We start from the raw sequence: 24,180 nt of genomic DNA on the forward strand, positions 1-24,180 counted from the left end.
GCAGAGGCGCTATTCTTTAAGGTAGCTCTTGTATGGACGTGCCTTTCGATTGCGGTACTTCACAGTCAGGTCCAGAGGCGCGTCGTTTTCGTCGTACACACCCAAGACAATGCCTCGGCCTCTGCTTTTGGTGCGCATGTCCATCAATTGCTGTTCCGACCGCGTGGTGCGTTGTGACGGTCGTCGCGACCATGCGAAAAGGTGATCGTACATCTCAGCGATTACGTTTGCATGCTCTGCGCAGTTGCCCAAATCGTTCAGCTCTTGCGGATCGCTTTCCAGATCAAACAGGATCGGTCTGTGCCCGCCCTCGCAATGGATCAGTTTCCACTTTTTGTTGGCCACCATGAACATCACGGCTTCGCGAACGGACACTCCCACGATATCAGCGATCGGTGAGCCTGAGTAATCGTATTCGCAGATGACAAAGTCACGGGGCACCTCTTCTGCTGTCCCATGCAGGATGGGCAGCAACGAATGACCTTCAAGGATGTGAGTGGCAACGTCACCGCCTGCCACATCAACAAAGGTTGGAGCCAAATCGATGGACTCGACCAGCGCATCACTGACCGTCCCGCGTGTCGCATCAGCCTCGGGCGATGGATCATAAATGATCAGCGGCATTTTAGTTGAAGCATCGTGAAAAAACGTCTTCTCACCCATCCAATGATCACCAAGAAAGTCACCGTGATCCGAGGTTAGAACGATCATCGTGTCGTCCATCTGCCCGGTTTTTTCCATCCAGTCGAACAGACGCCCCACCTGGTCGTCGGCTTGTTTGATCAAGCCCATATAGGCTGGGATCACCGCCTCACGCACATCCTGTCGGGAAAAGGTCTGACCAATCTTTGTGTCCATGAAAGCCTTGAGCACCGGATGCGCGTTTTGCCGTTCAGCCTCGGATCGCACCACGGGCAAAACATGCTCTGGACCATACATCGAGGCATAAGGTTCCGGCACGATGTAAGGCCAATGCGGTTTGATAAAGCTCAGGTGGCAGCACCACGGGCCATCATGCGTTTCCATAAACTCGATACCGCGCCCTGTCAGATAAGGCGTTTCACTGTCTTCTTCGGCGATATTTGCGGGTTCTGGCGCGTTTTTCAAAAACCAGCCGGACAGAACATTACCATCATCATCCAGACCTGAGTTGGCAAAATCATGCCAGGGATTGTCGCTCTCGTACCCCTTGGCCTTGAGGAACTTGTTGTACTCCTTCGCTCCGTCCGGATCGTAAAACCCGTCGGGACCCTCGGGCAACATACCGTCATCGCGTTCGAACACGTCAAAGCCGCATTCGGCAACCCGGGCACCGATCAGGCTGTCAGGTTCCAGCCCCAACCGCGCCATGCCTTCTGCGTCCGCCCGCATATGAGTTTTGCCGACCAGCCAGCAGTCCATTCCCGCCTTGCGCAGATGATCGCCCATCGTGATCTCGCCGACTTTGAGCGGAATACCGTTCCAAGACGCCCCATGCGAATGCACGTAGCGCCCGGTATAGGTCGACATGCGCGAACTACCGCAGATTGGGGATTGTATGTAAGCGCGGTTAAACCGAACGCCTTTGGCTGCCAGACGATCGATGTTGGGGGTGTGCAAGTGTGGATGCCCGTAACAACTCAGGTAGTCCCAGCGCAGCTGGTCGAACATGATGAACAGGATGTTTTTTGCCTTAGCCAATACCACGCCCCCAAACCTTATGGAGACCTAGTTAGCCATTTCCGTCCGCAGTGCGAAGCAAAACTTTGCTTCAGGCCTGACGCTCCATCTGCTCCAGCATCTTCTTGGCGCGCTTGCATTGCAGCTGATCGCGCAGCGGGCTGTTGGGATCCACGTCCTTTTGGCAGACAACGCATTTATCAGCACCCGAGATTGCATTCAGACCACCACAGCTGCCTTTGATGGTCTTGCCCATCAGCATGACGCCGAGTGACATACCCACCATGACGAGGGCGAGAAGAATAAAAGCCAGAATAAAAGTGCTCATCTCAGCTCCACCAGTCAGTTCGATTCCAGCGCGTCTTTGAACGCGGTGCTATGGGCAGTAATATAAGCTTCTTCACCGCCTGTCACATCCCGCGAGATGAAATACACGGCAAGTTCATGCTCTTCCGCCAGTTTCAGGCCCTTTTCCTGACCCAAAGCCAGCATCGCGGTGGCCCAGGCATCGGCCATCATCGCGTTTTCGGCCAAAACAGTGACAGAGGTTGTCCGGTGCGTAATCGGGCGTCCCGTCGTCGGATCGATGATATGCGAATAGCGCACGCCGCCCTGTTCGAAGAAATTCTTGTAATCGCCCGAGCTGGCCATGCCCAGGTCATTCACTGACACGATCAGCTGAATGCTCTGACTGCCCGTTTCCGGTTTTTCGATGCCGATGCGCCAGGCTTCGCCCTTTTCGTTCTGACCCATGGCGACCAGATCACCACCAATTTCAACCAGGTAATTCTCGATTCCGGCGTCCCTTAAGGTTTCGGCAACCGCATCGATGCCATATCCCTTGGCAATTGCAGACAGATTGATACCGACGCTGGCGTCAGATTTCGCAAGAGTTCCGGCTTCGGTATCCAGCGTCAGCAGACGGCTTTGGCCGACGCCGTTTAACGCGGCTTGGATGTCAGCATCAGATGGCACCGGATCTTCGGGCTTACGAGGGCCAAACCCCCATAATTCGATCAGTGGGCCAAGGGTCACATCGAAAGTTCCACCGGTTTTTTCGTGCACGTCGTTGGCAGCAGCGATGACCAAAGCGAATTCGTTTGAGATAGTCATTGGCTCTGTACTGGCCGACGCCGAAAAGACAGAGACCTCGGAATTCGGGTCCCAGTTCGACATCTTCGCGTTTACCTCAGCCAATGTCTCATCGACCGAGGCCGCAAGTTTGGTCTCGTCCAGATCTTCGCCTATGGCAGTGATATTGAAGGTTGTCCCCATCGTTTCACCGGACAACCGGACCACTTCGGGCTCCTTGTCCAAAAAGCAGCCGGAAAGAAGGGCAACAAGGGCCACAAAAGGCAAAAGACGCATGGGGCGAGCTCCGGGAATTTCTGTGCCCGGCATATGCCAGTGACCATTGTCAGAGTCAAATCGGCATCAAAGCTTTAACGGCAGAAAACCCAATGCCAAAAGCCCAACCCCAGCCGGAACCCCGAACAGCCACGCTCGCTTCTGCCACCCCGCGGCCTGTTGTTTCCAGGCCATGCGAAAGTTGTGACCGCATACGACAACCGCAAAGAAGATCAAAGCGGCCACCGGAGGGGTAAGATAGAGTTCACTCACAAGCTTGATCGTCCTTTGCTGACCACGGAATCCACTCATTCGAGCAATTGCACCCTATACAGGTCATTTAGCTGCGCTAAGGTGAAAGGGAAAGATATTGCAAGATCGAAGAAGGAGATTGCCCATGGCCCCAACCTCGTACCAGGCACCGATGCGCGGTGACAAAGAGGAAAAGACAACGTACAGCCAAACGACCGGGTCCAATCTTGCGCAGTCAAAGACAGCAGTGTACAAACTGCTTGAGGGCAAAGGGGGCGATGTGTTTTCCGTCCGCCCCAACGAGACGATTCATTCTGTCGTCAACATTCTCAAGGAAAAGCGGATCGGTGCCGTCTTGGTGACGGATCAGAACGGTGCGTTGCAAGGCATTCTGTCAGAGCGCGACATCGTGCGGCGTATGGCGGACACACCCGGACAGACCTTACCTCAATCCGTCGAAGATCTGATGACCAAAGAGGTTAAGACCTGTACAACCGACGATCTGCTGAACGATGTTCTGAAGACCATGACCGAAGGTCGTTTTCGTCATATGCCCGTGCTGCGTGACGGCAAATTGTGTGGCGTTATCACTATCGGAGACGTCGTTCATTTCCGCCTGAAAGAACTGGAATATGAAGCCTTGCGCATGAAGCAGATGATCGTCGGCTAAGGTCAGCCAGTCGAAAGGAACCTGATACTGCCGTCCTGAATTTCAGCTGCCGTGAGTCGGCCCGAGGCAAAAGCGCCCGTGTCAATTGACAATACCCTATTTCTGACACGGGGGTGATCTACGATTGTGTGGCCGTGCACCACCCATTGCCCGTCGCTGCGCGGCAGTCTTGGGAACATTGGATGTCCCCAAAGACAAATCTGGCGATCCTGGGCTTCGAGCGATTGGCGTGGGTCCAACGCTGCGTGAACAAATGTAGCGTTTCCACTAGTCCAGGTCAGCGGTCGGTCGGACAGCCAGTTAAGCAGAGTTTGACCCATCGCTTGACGCAGGCCATCTGCCAATTCTTTCGCTTGCTGAGTGTCTTCTTTGTCTGGGGTCAGCTTGAGGCCGAATGAGGCAAGCGTTTGTACGCCTCCATTTCGAAACCAAATCGGGGCGTATTCCTCTGGGGCATCTACAAAACGCAACAGCATCTCTTCGTGGTTGCCAAGAAGGCAATGAACTCGTCCACCTGACGCTTGGCTCAGATAAAGCAAATGGCGCAAAACATGAGCACTGTTCGGACCACGATCGATATAGTCGCCAACAAAAACCAATGGATCTTGATCGTCTAGACGAGGCAAAAGCGCGTGCAGCAGATCCAGGCGGCCATGAATATCACCCACCGCTGTCACGCGCGTGCCGGGGGAGATGTCGCAAGACACTGTTTCGGTCGCTGGACGCGCCGAACGGTTGAACCGTGATTTGATCCATTTCGTAACCATGCGCCCTGATCCCTACCCTTCCGAGCAAATGGCGGCAATGAACATCTGATTGAACCGGCAAAGTGTTGACCAACACCCTCGTGTTGTCCGATATGACCTTCAAAGTGGTCGAAAAACGTTGATCTCAGGCGCGAAACAAAGTCTTTCGGTCAACGGTGATTTCGTGGTGCGTTCTGAGGGTTTTATGAAACGGGTTTTGATTACGGGCTCTGCGGGGTTCATCGGGTTCCATCTGGCCAAGCTGCTTCTTTCAGAAGGGTTTCAGGTGCATGGCTATGACGGGATGACCGACTATTACGATGTGACGCTTAAACAGCGTAGGCATCAGATCCTGCTACAAACCCCGGGCTTTACCGCGACCGAGGATCGATTGGAAAACTATGACCGGCTGGTGCAGGTGGCGGAGGAATTCCATCCCGATGTCATCGTCCACTTGGCGGCCCAAGCCGGTGTTCGGCACAGCCTCGAATACCCCCGCAGCTATATCGAATCTAATGTCGTTGGCACGTTCAACGTGATGGAAATCGCGCGCCAGCATGAGGTCGGACATCTGTTGATGGCTTCGACCTCGTCCATCTATGGTGCCAACGAAGAGATGCCGTTTACCGAAACGGAAAAAGCGGACACGCAATTGACCATCTACTCTGCCACCAAAAAGGCGAATGAGGCGATGGGGCATTCCTATGCGCATCTGTGGAATCTGCCGACCACGATGTTTCGGTTTTTTACGGTCTATGGCACCTGGGGTCGGCCCGACCTGGCCTATTTCAAGTTTGTGGCCGCCATTCTCGAAGGCCGTCCGATTGACATTTACAATCACGGAGACATGTATCGGGACTTCACCCATGTTGAAGATTTGGTGCGCGGGATCAGATTGCTGATCGATGTACCCCCGGTCCGGCCTGCCAGCCGTGAAGACATCGAGGATGGCGATAGCCTTTCAACGGTTGCGCCCTATCGCATCGTCAATATCGGAAATGGTGACAAAGTGCGTCTGATGGACTTCATCGAAGCCATCGAAGAGGCGGTTGGACAGACGGCCATCAAGAACTTTATGCCGATGCAGATGGGCGACGTTCATGCGACATGGGCTGACAACCGCCTGTTGCAGCGGTTGACCAATTACCGTCCACAGACGGACCTGAAAGATGGCATAGCCCAGTTCGTTTCCTGGTATCGGGATTACTACGGAAAATAGCGTTGGCTAAAAGTTGAATGAAAAAACCGGCGCTGGCTGCGCCGGTTTTTCTATTATTAACCGCCGAAATCGTCCAGCATGATGTCTTCACGATCCACGCCCAGATCCAGCAGCATGTTGATGACCGACTGGTTCATGATGGGCGGACCACACATGTAGAACTCGCAGTCTTCTGGCGCGGGATGGTTCTTGAGGTATTCTTCGAACAGGACGTTATGGATGAATCCGGTATAGCCTTTCCAGTCATCCTCGGGCTGCGCATCCGAAAGCGCGACATGCCATTCGAAATTGTCGAACTCTTCGGCCAGTTGGTCGAAATCCTCGACAAAGAACATCTCTTTCTTCGACCGCGCGCCATACCAGAAGCTGATCTTGCGATCGCGGTTTTCAAGGCGCTTGAGTTGGTCGAAGATGTGGCTTCGCATGGGGGCCATGCCGGCACCACCACCGATGAACACCATCTCTTTTTGGGTCTCACGCGCGAAGAACTCGCCAAACGGACCCGAGATTGTAACCTTGTCACCCGGTTTCAGGTTGAAGATGTAGGATGACATCTGACCCGGCGGGATGCCTTCCGAGCCCGGAGGCGGCGAAGCCACACGGACGTTCAGCATGATCATGCCTTTTTCATCCGGGTAGTTGGCCATCGAATAGGCCCGTTCGATCGGTTCCGCGACAACCGACTCATACTGCCACAGATTGAAGCGATCCCAATCCTCGCGGTATTCCTCTTCCACATCGAAATCGGTGTATTTCAACTGGTGTGCGGGGGCCTCGATCTGGATGTAGCCACCGGCGCGGAAGTTCACATCCTCGCCTTCCGGCAAGTCTAGGGTCAGTGCTTTGATAAAGGTTGCAACGTTTTCGTTCGAACGAACGGTACATTCCCATTTCTTGACGCCGAAGACCTCTTCCGGGACTTCGATGTCCATATCCTGTTTCACGGCCACCTGACAGGACAGTCGGTCACCGCACGAGGCTTCGCGTTTGGTGATATGGCTTTCCTCAGTGGGCAGGATCGACCCACCACCCGAATGCACGCGCACCCGACATTGCGCGCAGGTGCCACCGCCGCCGCAAGCCGAAGGAACAAAAAGCTTCTCGGCCGCCAGCGTTTGCAGCAATTTGCCGCCTGCGGGTACGGAAATGGTTTTCTCGCCGTTGATGGTGATGTTCACGTTGCCGGTCGACACCAGCTTGGACCGGGCGGCCATGATGACGGCCACCAGTGCCAGAACGATGACGGTGAAAAGAGCTACGCCTAGGGTAAAGGTTTCCATTGACGCCTCCTTACAGTTTCACGCCCGAGAAGGACATGAAGGCCATGGCCATCAATCCTGCGGTGATGAAGGTGATGCCCAGACCCTGTAGGCCGTCGGGAATGTCCGAATATTTCAGCTTTTCGCGAACACCCGCCATCGCAGTGATCGCCAACGCCCAACCAAAGCCCGAAGACAGGCCATAGGTTGCGGCCTCGGCAAAGTTGTAGTCACGTTCCACCATGAACAGCGAGCCGCCCAGGATGGCGCAGTTCACGGTGATCAGCGGCAGGAAGATCCCCAGCGCGTTGTAAAGCGGCGGGAAGTACTTATCCAAAACCATCTCAAGGATTTGAACCATCGCCGCAATCACGCCGATATACGAGATCAGGCCAAGGAAGGTCAGGTCCACATCCGGGAAACCAGCCCACGCCAGCGCACCCGGCTTCAGCAGATAGTTCAGCAGCAGGTTGTTGGCGGGAACGGTGATGGCCTGCACGACCATGACAGAAATACCCAGACCCAGCGCAGTCGAGATTTTCTTCGAAACGGCGATGAAGGTACACATCCCCAAGAAGAAGCTGAGCGCAAGGTTTTCGACAAAGATGGCCTTTACGGCCAGTGAGATCAGACCTTCCATCAGTGGGCCTCTACCTGCTGAATTTTGTATTCACGCTCTTCCACCTGGTTCGGCTTCCATGTGCGGAACGCCCAGATGATCAGACCGATGATGAAGAACGCCGACGGTGGCAGTAGCAACATGCCGTTGGGCACGTACCAGCCACCGTTGTTGACGGTCTCCAGTATGGTAACGCCGAACAGCGACCCGGCACCGAACAACTCACGAATGAAGCCAACCAACAGCAGGATCAGGCCATAGCCCATCCCATTGCCCATCCCGTCGATGAAGGACGCGACCGGAGGGTTCTTCATCGCAAACGCCTCGGCGCGGCCCATCACAATACAGTTGGTGATGATCAGACCGACGAAGACCGACAGGGTTTTCGAGATCTCGAACGCGTAGGCCTTGAGGATCTGGTCAACCAGGATCACCAGCGAGGCGATGATTACCATCTGCACGATGATCCGGATCGAGCCGGGAATCTGGTTGCGCAGGCACGAGATGAAGAAGGACGAGAACGAGGTCACGAAAATAACCGCCAGCGCCATCACCATCGACACCTGCAGCGACGAGGTCACCGCCAGTGCCGAACAGATGCCCAGCACCTGCAAGGTGATCGGGTTGTTGTCGACAAGCGGGTCGACCAGCATCTCTTTCTTGGTCTGAGACATTAGAACTCTCCTGCTTGCAGCTTGGCCAGGAACGGAGCATAGCCCGCGTCGCCCATCCAGAATTTCACCAGGTTATCGACACCAACTGAGGTCAGTGTCGCCCCTGCCAGAGCATCGATATAAAATTCCGGTCCGGCAGCAGGCTGGGACTTGGCAACGGTGATTTGCAGATCACCCGCATCATCACGCAGCTTCTTTCCGTTCCACAGCGCTTTCCAACGTGGGTTGTCCACTTCGGCCCCAAGGCCAGGGGTTTCACCGTGCTGATAGAATTGCAGACCGTAGATATCGTTGCCGTTGTTTTCCAAAGCGATAAAGCCGTAGAGCGTAGACCACAAACCATAGCCGTGCAGCGGCAGGATCACCTTGTCCAGATCGCCTGCGTCGTCACGCAGCAGATAGATCACGCGGTATTTCGACTTGCGACCAATACCAGCGGGGTCATCGTCCAGCGCAACGCTCAGCTCAGGGTCGCTGGCGGCGGCGATGTCGTCGAAGGTGGCCGGGTCGAACTGATCATCGACGAAGTCGCCGGTGGACAGTTCCAGCACATGCGGCTCAAAGGCGGCAAAGGCTTCGGTCACATCGATGCCGGGTTCAAAAACGCCCGCAACTTGCAGAACGTTGACCTGTTTGTCCTTCAGGCGGTTGGTTTCCTGCACCGGGCGCAGGCTAACAGCGGCTGCAGAGACAACCATCGAGGCGACAAGACAAACGGCAACGGCGATGAAGATCGTCTTGCCAACCGAATCTGGCGAAGCTGCCAGAAACTTGGCCAGTGCGCCCTTTGGAGCGTCGTTGTTGTCAGGGGATTGCGTATCAGACATGGCGACGCGCCCTCCGTTTAATGTTGGCCTGAACAACGAAATAGTCGATCAGCGGTGCAAAGACGTTTCCGAACAGAATTGCCAGCATCATACCTTCGGGGAAAGCCGGATTGATCACGCGGATCATCACAACCATGACACCGATCAGCGCGCCATAGATATAGCGACCTACGTTGGTATGGCTGGCCGAAACCGGTTCGGTCACCATAAAGGCCAGACCAAAGGCATAACCGCCCAGTACGATGTGCCAGTACCAAGGCATCGCGAACATCGGGTTCGTGTCCGATCCGATGAGGTTCAGCAGCAGGGTAAAGCCGATTGTTCCGGCCAGACAGCCTACAATCAGGCGGTAATTGGCGATCTTTGTCGTCAGCAGGAAGGCCAGACCGATCATACACGCCAGCGTCGATGTCTCACCAAAGCTGCCCTGAATCTGTCCGAAGAACGCGCTTGACCAGGTGATGCCTTCAGCGGCCAGAGCCTGAACGCCGTCCGCAGCCGAGACCGCCAGTGCAGTTGCGCCCGAGAATCCGTCAACCGGGGTCCAAACCGCATCTCCTGACATCTGTGCGGGATAGGCGAAGTAAAGGAAGGCGCGTCCAACTAGTGCCGGGTTGAGGAAGTTCTTGCCTGTTCCACCAAACACTTCTTTACCGATCACGACCCCGAAGATGATACCCAATGCGACCTGCCATAGCGGCGTGGTTGCAGGCATTATCAGCGTGTAGAGCATTGATGTAACGAGGAAACCCTCGTTCACCTCATGCCCGCGCACAGTTGCGAAGATAACCTCGAAAATGCCGCCAGCCACCAGCGTGACGATGTAGATCGGCAGGAAATACATCAGCCCGTGCATGACGTTGGCAAAAATGCTTTCCGGGTTCAGCGAGATGCCAAATGTCTGCAGAATGGCAATACGCCAACCAGTGGCCGAGTCAGGCCCAAGCGTGGCAATAGCCGAATTGGCTTGGTAGCCGGTATTGTACATCCCCCACAGAATACAGGGGATCGTTGCGATCACGACATAAGTCATGATCCGCTTCATATCCACGTAAGACCGTGCATGAGGGGCAACGGTGGTCACAGTTTTCGGAGTGTAGATAAAGCTTTCGACCATCTCGTAGATGGGGAAATACTTTTCGTACTTGCCGCCCTTGGTAAAGTTCGGCTCGATCCGATCGAAGAAGCTGCGCAAACCCATTTGGATCAGCCCTCCTTTTCAATCTTGGTCAGGCAGTCGCGCAGCGCCAGCCCGTATTCATATTTTGCCGGACAGGCAAAGCCCACAAGACCCAGATCCTCTTCGTCCAGCTCCAATGCGCCCAAGGCTTGGGCGGTGTCGGTATCCATCACCAACAAGGCGCGCAGTAGCTGTGTGGGCAGGTAATCCTGCGGCATCAACTCTTCGAACACTCCGGTCGGCACCATCGCACGACGTCCACCGTTCAAGTTGGACGTGAAGGCATACAGTTTTTTGGCGAATGCCGATCCCAATACCGGCTGGACCGAATATTTCGAGGGCATTGGGCGAATCCAACCCATCGGAATTTGGTCGTGATCTTCTCGGATAATGCTGATCTGACGTGCGAAACGACCCAAATAGGCCGTCGGGCCATCTGCGTGCTGACCTGACAGGATCGAGCCGGAAATGATCCGAGGTGTTCCGTCGACATTCACCTCGTCACGTGTAAGATCATCCGTGGATGCGCCCATAACGGTACGGACCAGACGTGGCTGACGCGCCCCCGGACCAGACAGAGCGACCACGATGTTCGGATCAAGATGACCAGTCAGCAAAAGTCGGCCAATGGCAATGACGTCCTGATAGCCAATGGTCCAGACCTGCTTGTCTCCCGTAAGGGGTTCAAGAAAATGAATATGAGTTCCCGCCAGGCCCGAAGGGTGGGGCCCCGAGAATGCTGCGGTTTCCACGCCGTTCACGTCTGCGCCGGGGATCGCGTCACCCTCTTTTTGGCAGAGGTACGTCGCACCCTCGGTCAGCCTGCTGATCGCATTCAGGCCGGCAGTGAACGCGTCGGATGCTTCTTGAATAACAGCCGCCGCATCTGCCGCCAACGGATCACTGTCCATAGCGGTGACAAAAATCGCAGCCGGTGCGCTGCCCGGCTCAGGCATTTTCGAATAAGGCCGTGTGCGAAACGCGGTCCACAAACCAGCTGCGCACAGTTTGGCAGTCACGCCCTCAGCAGTATCCGCATCGCCGACGCCAGAGAAATCCACTCCTGTGTCATTTGCGTCCGACACTTCGATCACGACGCTTTGCAGAACACGACGGGCACCGCGGTTGATGGCGACAACCTTGCCGCTGACAGGCGCAACCATCATCGCATCTGGCGCATCTTTATGACAGAACAACGGAGCCCCCCGCTGCACCGCGTCGCCTTCCTGTACCAACATCTTTGGCTTCAGGCCGATATAGTCACCCCCCAACACACCGACAGTCTTGTACTCCGGCCCCGGATGGATGGTCTGGTCAGGAGCGCCTTCAACCGGCAGATCCAACCCTTTTTTCAGTTTGAAAGTTTGCATGTTGCTACGTTCTTCCAAGCCTTTTTTGCTGCGCCTGCATTGTCGACGCCCTTTCGGGGTCATGCAATACCGCGGAAATTCTTACCATTCGTCGCAAAAGCGTCAAAATGCGTCCAGAATCCGCTGGCGTTATTCCGATCATGGACCCTTTACGCGGGGATGCCTCTAAACGCAAACCTGTTACCGCCAAAAGTTATCTTGGGACTACACATTCCCGCTATTTCCCCGGCAAACTGAAACATTTCAGCCGCAAAAAAGCGTGTCGCACCCGCTGTACTTCCGGTGTAAGCAACTCGAATGGAAAAAAACACAGACCTCGACATTTTTTTGATCGCAACACCCGGCCTGGAAGCACCACTATGCGCTGAGGTGCAGGCGCACGGATTCGCCGGAGCAAAAGCGGTTCGCGGTGGTGTGACGTGTCGCGGGTCCTGGTCAGAAGTTTGGCGCGCCAATTTGACCTTAAGGGGCGCAAACAAGGTTCTTGTGCGTCTGGGTAGCTTCCCAGCGGTGCATCTGGCTCAGCTGGACAAACGCGCCCGCAAATTTCCCTGGGGCGCGTTCTTGCGTTCCGACATTCCGGTAAAGGTAGAGGCTACCAGCCGTAAATCCCGGATTTACCACGCAGGGGCCGCCCGGCAAAGAATTGAGCGCGCAATCTCTGAGACGTTGGGCGCTCCAATCTCTTCTGAGGCTGGTCTCAGGGTCTTGCTGCGCATCGAGAAAGACATTTGCACTTTGTCTGTCGATAGTTCGGGCGAGCTTTTACATAAGCGCGGGCACAAGGAGGCGATTGCCAAAGCCCCGATGCGAGAAACGATGGCCGCAATGTTCCTGAGAGAATGTGGGTTTACAGGGGAAGAGCCTGTACTCGACCCGATGTGCGGGTCGGGTACTTTTGTAATTGAGGCTGCTGAAATTGCGCTAGGATTACAGCCCGGCCGATCGCGCAGCTTCGCATTCGAAGACCTGGCTGGCTTTGATCGCGATCAGTGGCAGTCGATGCGCGAAAGCGATACCAAAAAAGAAAATGTACTGACTTTTTGCGGTTCGGACAGGAACGCGGGTGCCGTTGAAGCGGCTATCGCAAACGCCGACCGGGCGCAGGTCAGCCACGTAACGTGCTTTCAACCTCGATCTGTCAGCGACATCAAACCTCCCGAAGGCCCTGAAGGCCTGGTTATTGTAAATCCGCCCTATGGAGCACGTATCGGGGATGAAAAGCGCCTGCGTTCAGTCTATGGTGCACTGGGCAAAGCCCTGATGAGCCGGTTTCAGGGCTGGAGAGTTGGAATAGTGACCAGTTCTGCTTCCTTGGCTAGGTCAACCCGTCTTCCACTATTGGCGCCAGGCCCGGTGGTCGACCATGGCGGCACAAAAATTCGCCTGTACAAAACGGATCCACTCGGCTGACTCCGATTATCAAATTGCCGTGCCCTATTCCGCCAACGATTTCCCATGTCCAAGCCCCAAAATCCTCTTGCGCATCGGAACCGCCGGGTATAGATCACCCGCCACGGTCGGAGTGTAGCTCAGCCTGGTAGAGCACTGTCTTCGGGAGGCAGGGGTCGGAGGTTCGAATCCTCTCACTCCGACCAATGAAACAAGGCGCCCAGAGGCTCGCGACGTCTGAGCGACGGACGTGCCTCGTAATCGGCATCGCGCGGAGCTCCCTGCAATACCGACCAGCTACTAGTGGTGACGATGGGGTGCGGTTGGCAATCATCAGGTTAGCGAAGCAATACGATCGACGTGGCTATCGCAAGATTACGAAGTTGCTCCACGCCGAGGGTTGGCGAGCCGATCACAAGAAAAGTCGAGCAGCTGTGGCCGAGGAAGGGCTGCAGCTTCCGCAGCGCCACAAGAAACGCAAGCGCCTCAATAACAAGGACAGCTCAATCATCCGCTTGAGGCCCACGCATCCGAACCATTTCAGCGCTGTCGACTTCATACACGACAAGGTCAGCAACGGCAGACCTACAAGATGCTGACCGTTCGCGATGAGTTTACGCAGCAGGCGTTGGCGGTGACAGTGCGCACCAAGATGGGTGCCGACGTTGTTCTTGAAGCGCTCCATCCGCTCCTGCTGCGCCATGGTTCCCCAAAGTATATCCGATCCGAAAACGGCCCCGAGTTCGTAGCAGAGGCGATGCAGGGCTGGTTGCATTGATCACTTGGATGTCTCCAGACGGAACAATGCGACTGTCTACGCGTGTCACATCGTCAAGCTCGGTTAAATGTACCCAAACAATGGCCGATACCAAGCACGACAGGATTACCAACAACAGCAGTGAACCGCGAACAGGGGAGCGCCCTTATATTTCGCGCGCCAGTGCAGCTAGACCAGGATGCCGCAGCATTCAGGTGTCTCCTGCTTTGACGCGCGTGTTGTGTCAACAAGCATCTGCCGCAATTTCACCGTCTTCAAGTATGAGGACCCCATCAAGCAGCACCAGCAAGCTAGTCCGGGGTGTCACTATTACCATCGTGGTTTCAGCAGCGGTCTTCTTCAAACGTTGGATTACTTGAGCTTCGGTTTGAAAATCAATTTCGCTGATCGGCTCTTCCAACAAAAGGACTGGTGGGTGTCCAACGAGAGCCCGGGCAAGTGCAATGGCTTGCCCTTCTCCATACTCAGCCAATTGAAGATCATATCCATTTGGATGCTTGATGACGAAGTCTTCAACTCCAGATGTACGACCAGCTTCGATAAGGTCGTAGTCTTTCGGTCGGATTGCGTCGCTGGCGATGTTGTCCCTGACTGACCACGAGAAAAGCCAAACGACTTGTAACACTGAGCCGATATGCGGTGTACGTCACCGGGGTCGATCTGGCGGATGTCCAGCCCGTCAAGGGCGACCGATCCGACGCGGGGCGTGTAAAACCCCAAAAGCAGACGTGCAATTGTGCTCTTCCCGCACCCGATTTGGCCGAGGGTTGCAACCTTTTCGCCAGGCTCAATCGTAGAACAGATGCCTCCCCGTGCGGCGACACTTTGATCCGGATATGAGAAATGCGCGTTTTTGAAAGAGATTAACCCTTTTAACGACAGCCGGTTCACCCACGTACGACCTTCTGGTCGTTAGCTTTCGGCCACCATATGCGTGTTTAGGTTCCGATATGTAATTCGAGCTTGGCCCGCAACAGCAGAGAATCTGATTGCTGCCGATGTTAACCAAGACGGCGCAGTGAACGCTCTAGATGCGCTTGAAATCCTTCAAGTGGTTGTTGGCAACCTTCAGCACCCTATCTGCAATGTGTATTCTTGGATGAAAACTCAGATTTGTCCGGCATCACCAAGGACAACGTCACATACGACACGGGTACAAACGTCACAGCGGTAGATGGGGTAATAATTGTGGATATGGCGTCTATTTTGCTGGGCAATCTGGAAGCCGCGTTAACAGCACCCAGATGAGCAAGGCCGTTTTAGACTTTGATGTGCCCTGACCGAAGTTCGGGGCCCTAGGCTTGTATCGTAAAGTAAATAATGAGAATTGAGAGTAACAAGCTGCAAGCTTTGGACGTCTCGAACGCCATGTCCTTCGAACCCCAAACACCTGTGACTTTCGAAGATACGCGGGTTACGAATTAGGCTTTCTGGGCATTCGAGTGAACCCAGCAGGCTCATTGTTTCTTGGGAAGCGCATCATAAGTTGCTTGAAGATACGCAAAACCATACCTCTGATCGGGCTCCAGATGCGTTCCTTCCGCCCATTCATTCCAAGCATTTATGAAAACGATCTTTTCATCGGCGCTATATTTTTCCTGCTCAAGAACTTGACTGGCCAAATGGGTTGTCCAGCGTTTGTAGGCTTCAATCGAGAACCTGCCCATTATGCGCGGTGCGTCCTGGTTGCGGGCAGTATTATCCCATGAAAGGGTAGAAGACCGGAACAGCTTGTACTCTGGTTCGCTCTTGGTAAGCTCGGCATCCACTACAGCGTCATAATCTAAAATGGCACCGGTAAACTCGGGATTGTAAACGCCCATTTCATCTGTGATGTCCGTGCGTTTAACCTGATGCGGGGGGAATTCCATAGCCGCGTCAAAGCCTAAGTCCTCGGGGTTCCCTATGTCAAAGGTCTGCGCCGCGACGAGATAGAGGTCCTGCTCACCCCAGCTTTGCGCCTCTTGCCGCCAGGCATTGGTCGTTTCCCGGATATCTGGAATAATGTTTGCACGATACACAATGAACACGGGCTTTCCGTCTATCCTGATGTATCGAGGATCCTCGATATACTTACGGATGTGCCGAAGAAGGTTCACTGAATCTTCGATCGAGTGGTTCTGTCCAATGAGCACGTCGTGTTCGCGCCCGTCCCAACGCCGGGTCCAGTTCTCGTTGGCCCAGGTCAGGCAGAAGGGCATGTCAACGTCAGGGTTGCCCAACATTTGTTCTAACGGGTCTTCCATCAGGGTCTTCCCGGCAAACCAATAATAGTAATAGGAAAAGCCGCCGATCCCGTATGCTTTTGCTATCCGAGCTTGCTCGACCATGATCTCTGCTACCCGCAAGTCGTAATAACCCAAATGAATGGGACAATGCGGTTGGTAGTGACCCGGAAAGTTCGGGACGGCCTTGCCAACATTAGTCCATTCCGTGAAACCCTTGCCCCACCATTCGTTATTTTCTTTGAATGGATGAAACTGGGGCAAATAGTGCGCAATTGCCCGTACTGCTGGTTCGGGCTTGGGCTGTGGATCGAATGGAACAAACTCATCGGCCCGACCAATACCTTCAAACCCCTGTCGTCCCCGCTGCTGATAGGAGCTATCTGTTCGTCTTGGGTCTCTTTTCTTTGCCGAATTTCGAAACCGCCGCGCTGTACGTGATGAAAGCGGAGGGCTGAATTTTGATGCTGCGGACAGCAGATAGAAAAGCACAGTATCTTTGATAGGCATTGATATTCTCGTACTAAAGCGCCTCTAGCCGTCTGTGAATGAGAGCGCCTTATATGTTTCGGATTGGTCCGATCCAGGCTTTCTCAGCAACATGTGCACAGTCGTTGAATTTTAAAAACTCATCTCCTGTGTTTGTTATTTTGTACGGACCTCCGCCAACCACTCTTTGAACAACCGACCGCTGACCGTGTCACGCAAAAGACGAAACGCCCGTTTGGGCAATGATTTATGCGCACCGTAAGGAAGACGTTTTGCAGATCCCTTGGTGGATTTGTTGCGGCGTGATTTTTCAGGTATGCCCACATGGGTCCAACGCGTCATGTTTGACCCACGAAGCGCGGCCTGAGTAGCCTCCAAAAACGCATGCCCATATTCACGATCGGGCTCCAGATGACAGCCTTCTGCCCACTCGTTCCACGCGTTTACAAAAACCAAACGCTCCTGACCGGGAAAGTCCTGAGTAGTTTGGCGCAAAGCGCGTGACAGCCAGAATTCATAGTTTTCGGGGGTCCCGTTCATCACAACCATCGCGTTTTCCTTACGTCTGGCTGTATTGTCCCATGACGGGAAAACCGAGCGGTAAACGTTGTTTTCCGGCCCATAGTTGTGACCAAGGTATTGCTCTGCAATTGCCGAGAAGTCGACGCAGAGCCCTTGGAAATCATCGTGCAAATCCACCTTTGCCGAAAGGTTTGGCACGTTGATGCCATGCGGGGGGAATTCTACGCCGGAATCAAATCCGAAAGAGGCGTAGTCCCAATTTCGGTGAGTAAGCGCACATGTCAGATGAATCTTGGGAATTCCCACAGACGCGCAGTATTCACGCCAAACCTGCACAGACTTTCGCGCATTTTTCAGGTGTTGAGGGCAATAAACGATCAGGATCGGAGCACCGTTTATAGTGATGTAACGTGGATCACGAAAGTAGGGTTCGATCGATTTGATGAACTCAAGGTCATCCTCGGGTTGGTATTCTTGCGCGATGAGGATCTCGTTCTCGTGTCCGTCCCAACGCCGGGTCCAGTTTTCATTTGCCCAGCACAGACAGAACGGTATATCGCTTTCAGGGTCTGCCAGCATGTCGTCGACAGGACGTTCAAGAAGGCGTTTTCCCGAGAACCAATAGTAGTGATAGCAGAATCCATCAATCCCGTTGGCTTTGGCCAGGGCGATTTGCTCATGACGCGTCTCACGTACCCGCAGATCATAATAGCCCAGATCGCTTGGGAAATGCGGCTGGTAGTGCCCGGTAAAAACCGGCTTCGCCTTCGTTACGTTGGTCCACTCGGTGAAGCCTTTGCCCCACCATTGGTCGTTCTCCGGAATTGGATGATATTGCGGTAAGTAAAAAGCAATCGTTCGGATGTTTTCGAACTCACGATCGAAGGTTTTCGTGGCCATCAATTCATGCACTCCAAACGCCTAGGCGATTTCTTTTTCTTATTGGTCAAAGGTACTGATCTAATTACCGCTTTAGAGGCCACCTCGCCGATTGTAGAATGCAGGTCAATATCTTCGGAAAGGAGAAGATCCGCTTTCATGTTTGTCCTCAGCTCTATCGTGTCCTTGTCGAGTTGCTGAACGGGTAGAATCAGCAAGTAGAGACCGTTTTCGTAGGTGTGTTTTCCGCTCACAACAATACTTCCGTGACGCTGATATTAATTTGAATGTGGCTGCTATATCTTTTGGGTTCATTCGGCAATCCCAGACTCTGAAAGTAAGTTTCCGCCTCCATTTGGCGCCTCCTGATGCCCATGAAGAACCTCCGACACCTTCGCACAGATATTCAGCAGCAACAATGTCTGCACTGCAGCATTCCAAGGCCCTAGTGGTTAGCTGCGCGCATTATCGCCAACAGTTTCATCAATTTGGCGCGATGCAAGCAACATTTCGGAAACGACGGGTGTAGATATACAACTCGGCTTCGCTCAAGACCGTTTTGGGTTCTCAAAATAGCGGTTAAAAAGGTGACGGGACAGAAATGGGGTTGACCAGACTGGTGTTTAAGATCACGAACCGTACACCTTTTCAAAACAAGGCAGCAGGCGCGTTTGTCACAGATTACGATCATAAGTGTTTGTTTTAACAGCAGTGGTGTTTTGCCCGAAATGCTCAGCTCCATCCCGGATGGCGTGCGCACGATCTTGGTGGACAACGCGTCAGATGATGTGAACGCAGTTCAGCAACTGGCACAGGCGCACGGGGCTGTTTTGCTGAAGAACGCGAAAAACACCGGATTTGGCACGGCCTGTAATCTGGGTGCCGAACACGCACAGACCGATTTGCTTTTGTTTTTGAACCCGGATTCGAGACTGTTGCCGGGCGCGTTGGAGGCCATGCAGGCAGGAGCAGATCGTTATCCATCCGCATCGGCTTTTAACCCGAGGATCTTGAGTAAATCCGGAAAACCAAGTTTCCGTCGTTCCAGCGTCATCACACCGCGCAGTGAATCGCTGCGCTCCAAAACAGCTGAAGGTGATCTGGAACTTCCCGTTCTTCTTGGCGCAGCGTTGTTGGTTCGTCGTTCTGCTTTTGAAGCTGTCGGCGGGTTTGATCCTGAAATCTTCCTATACCACGAAGACGACGACCTAAGCCTTCGGCTCAAAGCGGATTGCGGGCCCTTATATTATATTCACGATGCGCAAGTGACGCATGTTCAAGGCACGTCTTCACCCAGCAGCGCCGCGGTCGCCGGGTTAAAGGGTTTGTTTATGGGACAGTCCAGAGTGTACGTGGCCCGAAAACACAAGGTTCCCTTTGCCTTCAGCCGAGCGCTTGCGTCTGCTCTTTTGCAAATGCTGTCTCCGGTCGTTTTGTTTTCAGCAAGAAAACGTTCAAAGCAATGCTCTTTTTTGCGCGGCGTCTGGCAGAGCCGTGACGTTCATCCGGTTCCCTTTAAGCCTACGGAGACCTGAACGTACCCCCAACTACGCGTCGGGATTCTCATTCTAGTCGAGCAACTTCTTCAGATAGGTCCCATAGGTGGATTTGGCGAAGAGACGCGCGCGCTCTTCAAGGGCTGCATTGTCGATCCAGCCATTCGCCCATGCGATTTCGTCGAGGCTCCCGGTCTGCATACCCTGACGTGCTTCAATGGTCCGAACAAAGTTGCCTGCATCCAAAAGAGAGCCATGCGTGCCGGTATCCAACCATGCAAATCCGCGCCCCATGGTCTGCACATCCAGCAGACCTTCCTGCAGGTACATCTCCAGAAGCGATGTGATTTCCAGCTCCCCACGCTCTGACGGCTGAACTTCATGAGCGCGGGCCGGAGCATCTCCATCAAGAAAATATAGCCCTGTCACCGCATAGCTCGATGGGGGAACTTCGGGTTTCTCGATGATCGCGCGTGCCTTGGTACCTTCAAAATCCACCACTCCATAGCGTTCGGGATCGGCAACGCGATAGGCAAAAACAGTCCCGCCTTGTTTCTTTGACTCCGCTTCCAAAAGCAGCCCAGGTAGTCCGTGACCAAAGAATATATTGTCCCCCAAAATCAGTGCCGATGGGGCACCAGCCAGAAAATCCTCGGCCAAGGTATAGGCCTGCGCCAGACCGTCTGGGGATGGCTGGACAATCCACGTGATCGACAGTCCGTACTGACTGCCATCGCCCAACATACGTTGGAACTGTTCCTGATCCTGAGGTGTTGTGATGATGGCAATCTCGCGGATCTCCGCTAGCATCAGAACGCTAAGCGGGTAGAAGATCATCGGCTTGTCGTAGATCGGCAGCAACTGCTTGGAAACCGCCATGGTGATCGGATAAAGCCGGGTGCCGGAACCACCGGCTAGAATAATGCCTTTTCTTTGCATGCTCTGTCCTTTCACGGTTCAGCCGGTCGCTGAATTCAGCTCGCGCAATACGTCGCTCAGACCGGCTTTCCAATCCGGCCTGCCAATTCCAAACACGGCGTTCAGTCGATCGCAGTTCAGACGCGAATTTAGTGGTCTAGGGGCTGGGGTAGGGTAGTCTGCCGTCGGGATATCTTCGACCTGTGTGGTCATGCCTGACTGCGAAATGATCTCGCGCGCGAAATCTGCCCAGCTTGCATCAGGAGCGCCGGAAAAATGAAATAGCCCGCCTTCAGTGCCTGCTTTGCTTTTCGCCATAACAAGAAGAGCATCGGCAATGTCAGCCGCGGGTGTTGGTCCGCCGATCTGGTCAGCAACAATTGTCAATATGTCGCGGGTTTCGGCAAGTCTGAGGATGGTTTTGACAAAATTATTCCCATGGGCCGAAAACACCCAACTTGTTCGCAGAATGGCGTGCCATCCTCCCCCTTGAGCGATCTGGCGTTCTCCGTCCAACTTGGTTTTGCCGTAAGCGCCTAAAGGTGCTGTAGGGTGATCGGTTGTCCAAGGGGTTGTGCCAGATCCGCCGAATACGTAATCCGTTGAGATATGCAGAAAGGGCAGGCGCCGTGCCGTTGCTGCGCGCGCCATTGCTCCGGGCGAGTCTGCGTTAATAAGTTGCGCAAGATCGAGGTCTTCTTCGGCCTTATCCACTGCTGTGTATGCCGCCGCATTGATAATGACGTCGGCATCAGTACCTCGGATAGCGTCCGCACATTGCGAAGGATTGGACAAATCCGCCCCTGCACGACCTAAAGCCTCAACCGTGACATCATGGTATTGTGCACGGCGGCGCAGTTCGGTCGCCACCTGACCACTATGGCCAAAAACCAGTGCTTTCATCGACCGGTCCCCAATCGCTCACCTACACCACTGCGTGCCTGTAAGGCCTGCAACCAGTCTGTGTTATCCAAATACCACTGAACAGTTTGTTCAAGCCCGGTTTCAGGAGTGTATGACGGGCGCCAGTTCAGTTCCTCGCGGATACGGGTCGGGTCGATGGCATAACGGCGATCGTGACCCGGGCGATCCGTGACAAACGTGATTAGATCGCTGTAGGGCGCAGAGCCCGGTTTCAGCCGATCCAGGATTTTGCACAGCATCCTAACGAGGTCGAGATTGGTCATCTCGTTTTCACCGCCGATATTATAGCTGCGACCAAGTTCGCCTTTGTCCAGCACCAACAGCAGTGCTTCGGCATGATCTTCGACATGCAGCCAGTCGCGAATGTTGTCGCCTTTCCCGTAAATCGGGATTGGTTGCCCGGACAGGGCATTCAGGATCACCACGGGGATCAGCTTTTCCGGGAATTGGTAGGGCCCGTAATTGTTAGAGCAATTCGTCAAAACAACAGGCAGGCCATAGGTTTCCCGCCAGGCGCGTACAAGGTGATCCGACCCCGCTTTCGACGCGGAATAGGGCGAATTTGGTTGATATGGGCTGTCTTCGGTGAAAAAGCCAGTCGCTCCCAGAGACCCAAAGACCTCATCCGTTGAAATATGGTGGAACCTGAAACCTTCTGGCCGGCCTGCGTTTTGCCAATAGGCGCGCGCGGCTTCCAGCAAGACGTAAGTACCTGTAATATTTGTGTCGATAAAGGCAGCTGGCCCATCGATTGAACGGTCCACATGGCTTTCTGCAGCCAGATGCATGATTGTATCGGGCTGGTGCTTGTCCAGGATAGCGGACATTGCCGCGGCATCGCGGATATCTGCATGTTCAAAAGCATAAGCCGGTGATTGGGCAACCGAAGCAACATTATCCAGGCAGGCAGCATAGGTCAGCGCATCAACATTCACGACGGAATGTCCGTCTACAATAGCGCGTCGAATAACGGCAGAGCCAATAAACCCAGCCCCACCAGTGACAAGAATTTTCATTGAGCAGCCTCAAAAACAAAAGGGGATTCCAAATCACGAAGGCAAGGCGCAATCTTGTCTTTCTCGGACAGCTGGGGGGTTGAGTTACTGCTTGGCCAGTCAATTCCGATTTCAGGATCATCCCAAAGGACAGCACCTTCTGTCTCAGGTGCATAGGTGTCGGAACATTTGTAGACGATCTCGGTATCCGGCTCCAAGGTCACGAAGCCATGTGCAAAACCTGCGGGGACCAACAGCATCCGCCCGTTTTCAAAGCTCAACTCCTCACCAACCCATTTACCAAAGGTTGGAGACCCTTTTCGAATGTCCACCGCCACATCGAACAGCCTGCCTCGCCCGCAGCGCACCAGTTTGGCCTGGGCACGGGGTGGGGACTGGAAATGCAGCCCCCGCACTGTGTTCATCGCGCTTGAGAGCGAGTGATTGTCCTGAACAAACTGGGTGGTAATCCCGGCAGCGGCAAAGCTGTCTACATTGTAGGTTTCTTCGAAGAACCCGCGATGATCGCCAAAGCGCCTCGGGGTAATCAACTTCACGTCCGGAATGGAAAGCGCGACTATTTCCATCGATGCCAATTTCTTCTCTTTAAGTAGTCTTTAGGTCTCAAGAGCTATGTCACATGTGGCCTGGTTTCGCCACATGCCATATTCAATAATCGGCAATTTTTGGCTGTATGGCCTTGGTTGCGGCGTTTTTTTCGTCGCTCAAGTTAAGGCCGCTGTTTGCTAAGTTTGACGGTCAGCAAAAATTAGGTCGCGGGGATAGCGCTGTTGCAAGATGGCACCGACCTCTCAGGCAGAGTCTTCATGCTGACCGAGCATCTCGTGGCTTCGGAGATACCAAATAAACGGGAAGAAATCGCTGAGCCGTAAGAGATTCAGCAATTTCCAGCACAGTGGCCAATTACAGAAGGAAGCTGTCCTCTTCCCACAGGGCTGCAAGCGCCAGGTCGAAGTCTTCCTTGTCTTCGATCTTGGGAAGACTAAACCATGTCAACTCATCTTGGCCCTCGAAACCGGGAAGCCCTGGGCCACGGGCATTGAGCATTTCGACCAGTGTGTAAGCGTCTTCAACGTCTTCATCGATGCTTAATTCAGGTATAAACTTCAGATGGTCGGAGCTCTCGTCCCAGTCGGAAACATCGATTGCGTTGTCGATAGAAACCAGCCTTGGTTCCGGCGAAGTAGGCGCTGCCAGCCTCGGCAGTGCATTACCGATGCTACCGCTGCCATCAATGTCGGCACCGTAAAAGGCTTCAACATTCGCGACGTTGGAAACAACTTTGCCGCTGACGTATTGACCGGTCGCGTCCACGGTCCATTCACTATAAGTGCCATCGTTTTTCCGCCAAAGCACCCGGAAGCCACTGACATCAGCTTCGGCCTGCAGGGCCTGCCATCCGGGATAGCTGTTGGGGCCGGCGTCTGCCCCGTTTCGGGTCAGATCGATGGTGCCATCGATCACATAGGCACCACGTGTTGAGGAGCCGAGTGTCGTCGCGCCATTTGACTCGATCGCTGTTGTCACGTGACCGATCGTGTTGTCACCGTTCAGATCGACGTTGTAGAACACCTCGACATCTACAACGTTGGAAACAACTTTGCCGCTGACGTATTGACCGGTCGCGTCCACGGTCCATTCACTATAAGTGCCATCGTTTTTCCGCCAAAGCACCCGGAAGCCACTGACATCAGCTTCGGCCTGCAGGGCCTGCCATCC

Annotated in this window: 25 protein-coding genes, 1 tRNA gene and 1 pseudogene; 8 read left to right on the forward strand and 19 right to left on the reverse strand. The window is 54.1% G+C overall.

Annotated elements, in window-relative coordinates; translation table 11 throughout:
• Positions 1-9: 9 nt before the first annotated feature.
• The 4 genes from GOV91_RS08690 to GOV91_RS08705 all read right to left on the reverse strand — a co-directional run bounded on the left by GOV91_RS08690 (position 10) and on the right by GOV91_RS08705 (position 3,279).
• Positions 10-1,680, reverse strand: a complete 1,671-nt coding sequence (locus GOV91_RS08690; protein ID WP_171235198.1) for a sulfatase-like hydrolase/transferase — start codon at positions 1,678-1,680, stop codon at positions 10-12.
• 70 nt (positions 1,681-1,750) lie between these two features.
• Positions 1,751-1,987: a (Na+)-NQR maturation NqrM gene (gene nqrM, locus GOV91_RS08695; protein WP_171094920.1), complete on the reverse strand. Its 237-nt coding sequence runs from the start codon at positions 1,985-1,987 to the stop codon at positions 1,751-1,753.
• Between the two features lie 14 nt (positions 1,988-2,001).
• Entirely contained in the window at positions 2,002-3,027 is a 1,026-nt protein-coding gene (locus tag GOV91_RS08700; RefSeq protein ID WP_254440624.1) for an FAD:protein FMN transferase, read from the reverse strand.
• A 66-nt stretch (positions 3,028-3,093) separates the two neighbouring features.
• Entirely contained in the window at positions 3,094-3,279 is a 186-nt protein-coding gene (locus GOV91_RS08705) for a hypothetical protein (RefSeq protein ID WP_171235200.1), read from the reverse strand.
• 124 nt (positions 3,280-3,403) lie between these two features.
• Here GOV91_RS08705 and GOV91_RS08710 point away from each other — a divergent pair, with 124 nt between their 5' ends.
• Complete coding sequence (locus GOV91_RS08710; RefSeq protein ID WP_171235201.1) at positions 3,404-3,928, forward strand: CBS domain-containing protein; 525 nt, start codon at positions 3,404-3,406, stop codon at positions 3,926-3,928.
• Between the two features lie 2 nt (positions 3,929-3,930).
• Here the strand turns inward: GOV91_RS08710 and GOV91_RS08715 are convergent, their stop codons facing one another.
• Entirely contained in the window at positions 3,931-4,695 is a 765-nt protein-coding gene (locus GOV91_RS08715; protein ID WP_171176848.1) for a metallophosphoesterase family protein, read from the reverse strand.
• A gap of 184 nt (positions 4,696-4,879) precedes the next feature.
• Here GOV91_RS08715 and GOV91_RS08720 point away from each other — a divergent pair, with 184 nt between their 5' ends.
• Positions 4,880-5,893, forward strand: coding sequence for an NAD-dependent epimerase/dehydratase family protein (locus GOV91_RS08720; protein ID WP_171176846.1), 1,014 nt, complete (start codon positions 4,880-4,882; stop codon positions 5,891-5,893).
• A 56-nt stretch (positions 5,894-5,949) separates the two neighbouring features.
• On the opposite strand, the gene nqrF is transcribed toward GOV91_RS08720, so the two are convergent.
• Genes nqrF through GOV91_RS08750 form a run of 6 tightly spaced genes read right to left on the reverse strand, consistent with a single transcriptional unit; the run spans position 5,950 to position 11,822 of the window.
• Positions 5,950-7,173, reverse strand: coding sequence for an NADH:ubiquinone reductase (Na(+)-transporting) subunit F (gene nqrF / locus GOV91_RS08725; RefSeq protein ID WP_171176844.1), 1,224 nt, complete (start codon positions 7,171-7,173; stop codon positions 5,950-5,952).
• Positions 7,174-7,183: 10 nt separating this feature from the next.
• The gene (gene nqrE, locus GOV91_RS08730) at positions 7,184-7,792 is read right to left on the reverse strand and encodes an NADH:ubiquinone reductase (Na(+)-transporting) subunit E (protein ID WP_050603817.1); all 609 of its coding nucleotides are present in this window, start codon (positions 7,790-7,792) and stop codon (positions 7,184-7,186) included.
• The gene (locus GOV91_RS08735; protein ID WP_152460184.1) at positions 7,792-8,445 is read right to left on the reverse strand and encodes an NADH:ubiquinone reductase (Na(+)-transporting) subunit D; all 654 of its coding nucleotides are present in this window, start codon (positions 8,443-8,445) and stop codon (positions 7,792-7,794) included. Before GOV91_RS08735 ends, nqrE begins: the two co-directional genes overlap by 1 nt.
• Positions 8,445-9,272, reverse strand: a complete 828-nt coding sequence (locus GOV91_RS08740; protein ID WP_171176842.1) for a Na(+)-translocating NADH-quinone reductase subunit C — start codon at positions 9,270-9,272, stop codon at positions 8,445-8,447. The genes GOV91_RS08735 and GOV91_RS08740 overlap by 1 nt, the downstream gene beginning before the upstream one ends.
• Entirely contained in the window at positions 9,265-10,473 is a 1,209-nt protein-coding gene (locus GOV91_RS08745; protein ID WP_171176840.1) for an NADH:ubiquinone reductase (Na(+)-transporting) subunit B, read from the reverse strand. The genes GOV91_RS08740 and GOV91_RS08745 overlap by 8 nt, the downstream gene beginning before the upstream one ends.
• A 5-nt stretch (positions 10,474-10,478) precedes the next feature.
• Positions 10,479-11,822 carry a Na(+)-translocating NADH-quinone reductase subunit A gene (locus GOV91_RS08750; RefSeq protein ID WP_171235202.1) on the reverse strand — a complete coding sequence of 448 codons (1,344 nt, stop codon included), beginning with the start codon at positions 11,820-11,822 and terminating at the stop codon, positions 10,479-10,481.
• A gap of 297 nt (positions 11,823-12,119) precedes the next feature.
• On the opposite strand from GOV91_RS08750, the gene GOV91_RS08755 reads away from it, so the two are divergent.
• The 3 genes from GOV91_RS08755 (at position 12,120) to GOV91_RS08765 (ending at position 13,992) form a co-directional block, all read left to right on the forward strand.
• Complete coding sequence (locus GOV91_RS08755) at positions 12,120-13,235, forward strand: class I SAM-dependent RNA methyltransferase (protein ID WP_171235203.1); 1,116 nt, start codon at positions 12,120-12,122, stop codon at positions 13,233-13,235.
• Positions 13,236-13,343: 108 nt separating this feature from the next.
• Positions 13,344-13,420 (forward strand) — tRNA-Pro (locus GOV91_RS08760).
• A 386-nt stretch (positions 13,421-13,806) separates the two neighbouring features.
• A complete protein-coding gene (locus tag GOV91_RS08765; RefSeq protein ID WP_171235204.1) occupies positions 13,807-13,992 on the forward strand; it encodes a hypothetical protein in 186 nt (61 codons plus the stop codon).
• A gap of 351 nt (positions 13,993-14,343) precedes the next feature.
• On the opposite strand, the gene GOV91_RS22880 is transcribed toward GOV91_RS08765, so the two are convergent.
• Complete coding sequence (locus GOV91_RS22880) at positions 14,344-14,883, reverse strand: ATP-binding cassette domain-containing protein (RefSeq protein ID WP_171235205.1); 540 nt, start codon at positions 14,881-14,883, stop codon at positions 14,344-14,346.
• A 43-nt stretch (positions 14,884-14,926) separates the two neighbouring features.
• Between GOV91_RS22880 and GOV91_RS22885 the strand changes: the two are divergent.
• Together GOV91_RS22885 and GOV91_RS22695 are read left to right on the forward strand one after the other, a co-directional pair.
• Positions 14,927-15,001: pseudogene (locus tag GOV91_RS22885) on the forward strand (hypothetical protein); the annotation flags it as partial.
• A gap of 86 nt (positions 15,002-15,087) precedes the next feature.
• The gene (locus GOV91_RS22695) at positions 15,088-15,240 is read left to right on the forward strand and encodes a hypothetical protein (protein WP_254440631.1); all 153 of its coding nucleotides are present in this window, start codon (positions 15,088-15,090) and stop codon (positions 15,238-15,240) included.
• Positions 15,241-15,449: 209 nt separating this feature from the next.
• Here GOV91_RS22695 and GOV91_RS08780 read toward each other — a convergent pair whose 3' ends face one another.
• Together GOV91_RS08780 and GOV91_RS08785 are read right to left on the reverse strand one after the other, a co-directional pair.
• Positions 15,450-16,727 carry a glycoside hydrolase family 99-like domain-containing protein gene (locus GOV91_RS08780; RefSeq protein ID WP_217352021.1) on the reverse strand — a complete coding sequence of 426 codons (1,278 nt, stop codon included), beginning with the start codon at positions 16,725-16,727 and terminating at the stop codon, positions 15,450-15,452.
• A 135-nt stretch (positions 16,728-16,862) separates the two neighbouring features.
• The gene (locus GOV91_RS08785) at positions 16,863-18,128 is read right to left on the reverse strand and encodes a glycoside hydrolase family 99-like domain-containing protein (protein WP_171235207.1); all 1,266 of its coding nucleotides are present in this window, start codon (positions 18,126-18,128) and stop codon (positions 16,863-16,865) included.
• 650 nt (positions 18,129-18,778) lie between these two features.
• Here GOV91_RS08785 and GOV91_RS08790 point away from each other — a divergent pair.
• Positions 18,779-19,642 carry a glycosyltransferase family 2 protein gene (locus GOV91_RS08790; RefSeq protein ID WP_171235208.1) on the forward strand — a complete coding sequence of 288 codons (864 nt, stop codon included), beginning with the start codon at positions 18,779-18,781 and terminating at the stop codon, positions 19,640-19,642.
• A 33-nt stretch (positions 19,643-19,675) separates the two neighbouring features.
• Here GOV91_RS08790 and rfbA read toward each other — a convergent pair whose 3' ends face one another.
• The 5 genes from rfbA to GOV91_RS08815 all read right to left on the reverse strand — a co-directional run.
• Positions 19,676-20,542: a glucose-1-phosphate thymidylyltransferase RfbA gene (rfbA, locus tag GOV91_RS08795; protein ID WP_171235209.1), complete on the reverse strand. Its 867-nt coding sequence runs from the start codon at positions 20,540-20,542 to the stop codon at positions 19,676-19,678.
• A gap of 18 nt (positions 20,543-20,560) precedes the next feature.
• Complete coding sequence (gene rfbD / locus GOV91_RS08800; RefSeq protein ID WP_171235210.1) at positions 20,561-21,424, reverse strand: dTDP-4-dehydrorhamnose reductase; 864 nt, start codon at positions 21,422-21,424, stop codon at positions 20,561-20,563.
• Positions 21,421-22,461 carry a dTDP-glucose 4,6-dehydratase gene (gene rfbB / locus GOV91_RS08805; RefSeq protein WP_171235211.1) on the reverse strand — a complete coding sequence of 347 codons (1,041 nt, stop codon included), beginning with the start codon at positions 22,459-22,461 and terminating at the stop codon, positions 21,421-21,423. Before rfbB ends, rfbD begins: the two co-directional genes overlap by 4 nt.
• A complete protein-coding gene (gene rfbC, locus GOV91_RS08810) occupies positions 22,458-23,027 on the reverse strand; it encodes a dTDP-4-dehydrorhamnose 3,5-epimerase (protein ID WP_171235224.1) in 570 nt (189 codons plus the stop codon). Before rfbC ends, rfbB begins: the two co-directional genes overlap by 4 nt.
• 337 nt (positions 23,028-23,364) lie before the next feature.
• Positions 23,365-24,180: hypothetical protein (locus tag GOV91_RS08815; protein ID WP_217352022.1), on the reverse strand; the 816-nt coding region annotated here is incomplete at its 5' end.

The sequence above is a fragment of the Ruegeria sp. HKCCA6837 genome (genome assembly GCF_013034475.1).
GTDB lineage: Bacteria > Pseudomonadota > Alphaproteobacteria > Rhodobacterales > Rhodobacteraceae > Ruegeria.

Bases quoted from the DNA above. Each gene is read 5' to 3' on its own strand.
- nqrM (WP_171094920.1), bottom strand. From the start codon at position 1,987: ATGAGCACTTTTATTCTGGCTTTTATTCTTCTCGCCCTCGTCATGGTG.
- GOV91_RS08700 (WP_254440624.1), bottom strand. From the start codon at position 3,027: ATGCGTCTTTTGCCTTTTGTGGCCCTTGTTGCCCTTCTTTCCGGCTGC.
- GOV91_RS08710 (WP_171235201.1), top strand. From the start codon at position 3,404: ATGGCCCCAACCTCGTACCAGGCACCGATGCGCGGTGACAAAGAGGAA.
- GOV91_RS08715 (WP_171176848.1), bottom strand. From the start codon at position 4,695: ATGGTTACGAAATGGATCAAATCACGGTTCAACCGTTCGGCGCGTCCA.
- GOV91_RS08720 (WP_171176846.1), top strand. From the start codon at position 4,880: ATGAAACGGGTTTTGATTACGGGCTCTGCGGGGTTCATCGGGTTCCAT.
- nqrF (WP_171176844.1), bottom strand. From the start codon at position 7,173: ATGGAAACCTTTACCCTAGGCGTAGCTCTTTTCACCGTCATCGTTCTG.
- nqrE (WP_050603817.1), bottom strand. From the start codon at position 7,792: ATGGAAGGTCTGATCTCACTGGCCGTAAAGGCCATCTTTGTCGAAAAC.
- GOV91_RS08735 (WP_152460184.1), bottom strand. From the start codon at position 8,445: ATGTCTCAGACCAAGAAAGAGATGCTGGTCGACCCGCTTGTCGACAAC.
- GOV91_RS08740 (WP_171176842.1), bottom strand. From the start codon at position 9,272: ATGTCTGATACGCAATCCCCTGACAACAACGACGCTCCAAAGGGCGCA.
- GOV91_RS08745 (WP_171176840.1), bottom strand. From the start codon at position 10,473: ATGGGTTTGCGCAGCTTCTTCGATCGGATCGAGCCGAACTTTACCAAG.
- GOV91_RS08750 (WP_171235202.1), bottom strand. From the start codon at position 11,822: ATGCAAACTTTCAAACTGAAAAAAGGGTTGGATCTGCCGGTTGAAGGC.
- GOV91_RS08755 (WP_171235203.1), top strand. From the start codon at position 12,120: ATGGAAAAAAACACAGACCTCGACATTTTTTTGATCGCAACACCCGGC.
- GOV91_RS08765 (WP_171235204.1), top strand. From the start codon at position 13,807: ATGCTGACCGTTCGCGATGAGTTTACGCAGCAGGCGTTGGCGGTGACA.
- GOV91_RS08780 (WP_217352021.1), bottom strand. From the start codon at position 16,727: ATGCCTATCAAAGATACTGTGCTTTTCTATCTGCTGTCCGCAGCATCA.
- GOV91_RS08785 (WP_171235207.1), bottom strand. From the start codon at position 18,128: ATGGCCACGAAAACCTTCGATCGTGAGTTCGAAAACATCCGAACGATT.
- rfbA (WP_171235209.1), bottom strand. From the start codon at position 20,542: ATGCAAAGAAAAGGCATTATTCTAGCCGGTGGTTCCGGCACCCGGCTT.
- rfbD (WP_171235210.1), bottom strand. From the start codon at position 21,424: ATGAAAGCACTGGTTTTTGGCCATAGTGGTCAGGTGGCGACCGAACTG.
- rfbB (WP_171235211.1), bottom strand. From the start codon at position 22,461: ATGAAAATTCTTGTCACTGGTGGGGCTGGGTTTATTGGCTCTGCCGTT.
- rfbC (WP_171235224.1), bottom strand. From the start codon at position 23,027: ATGGAAATAGTCGCGCTTTCCATTCCGGACGTGAAGTTGATTACCCCG.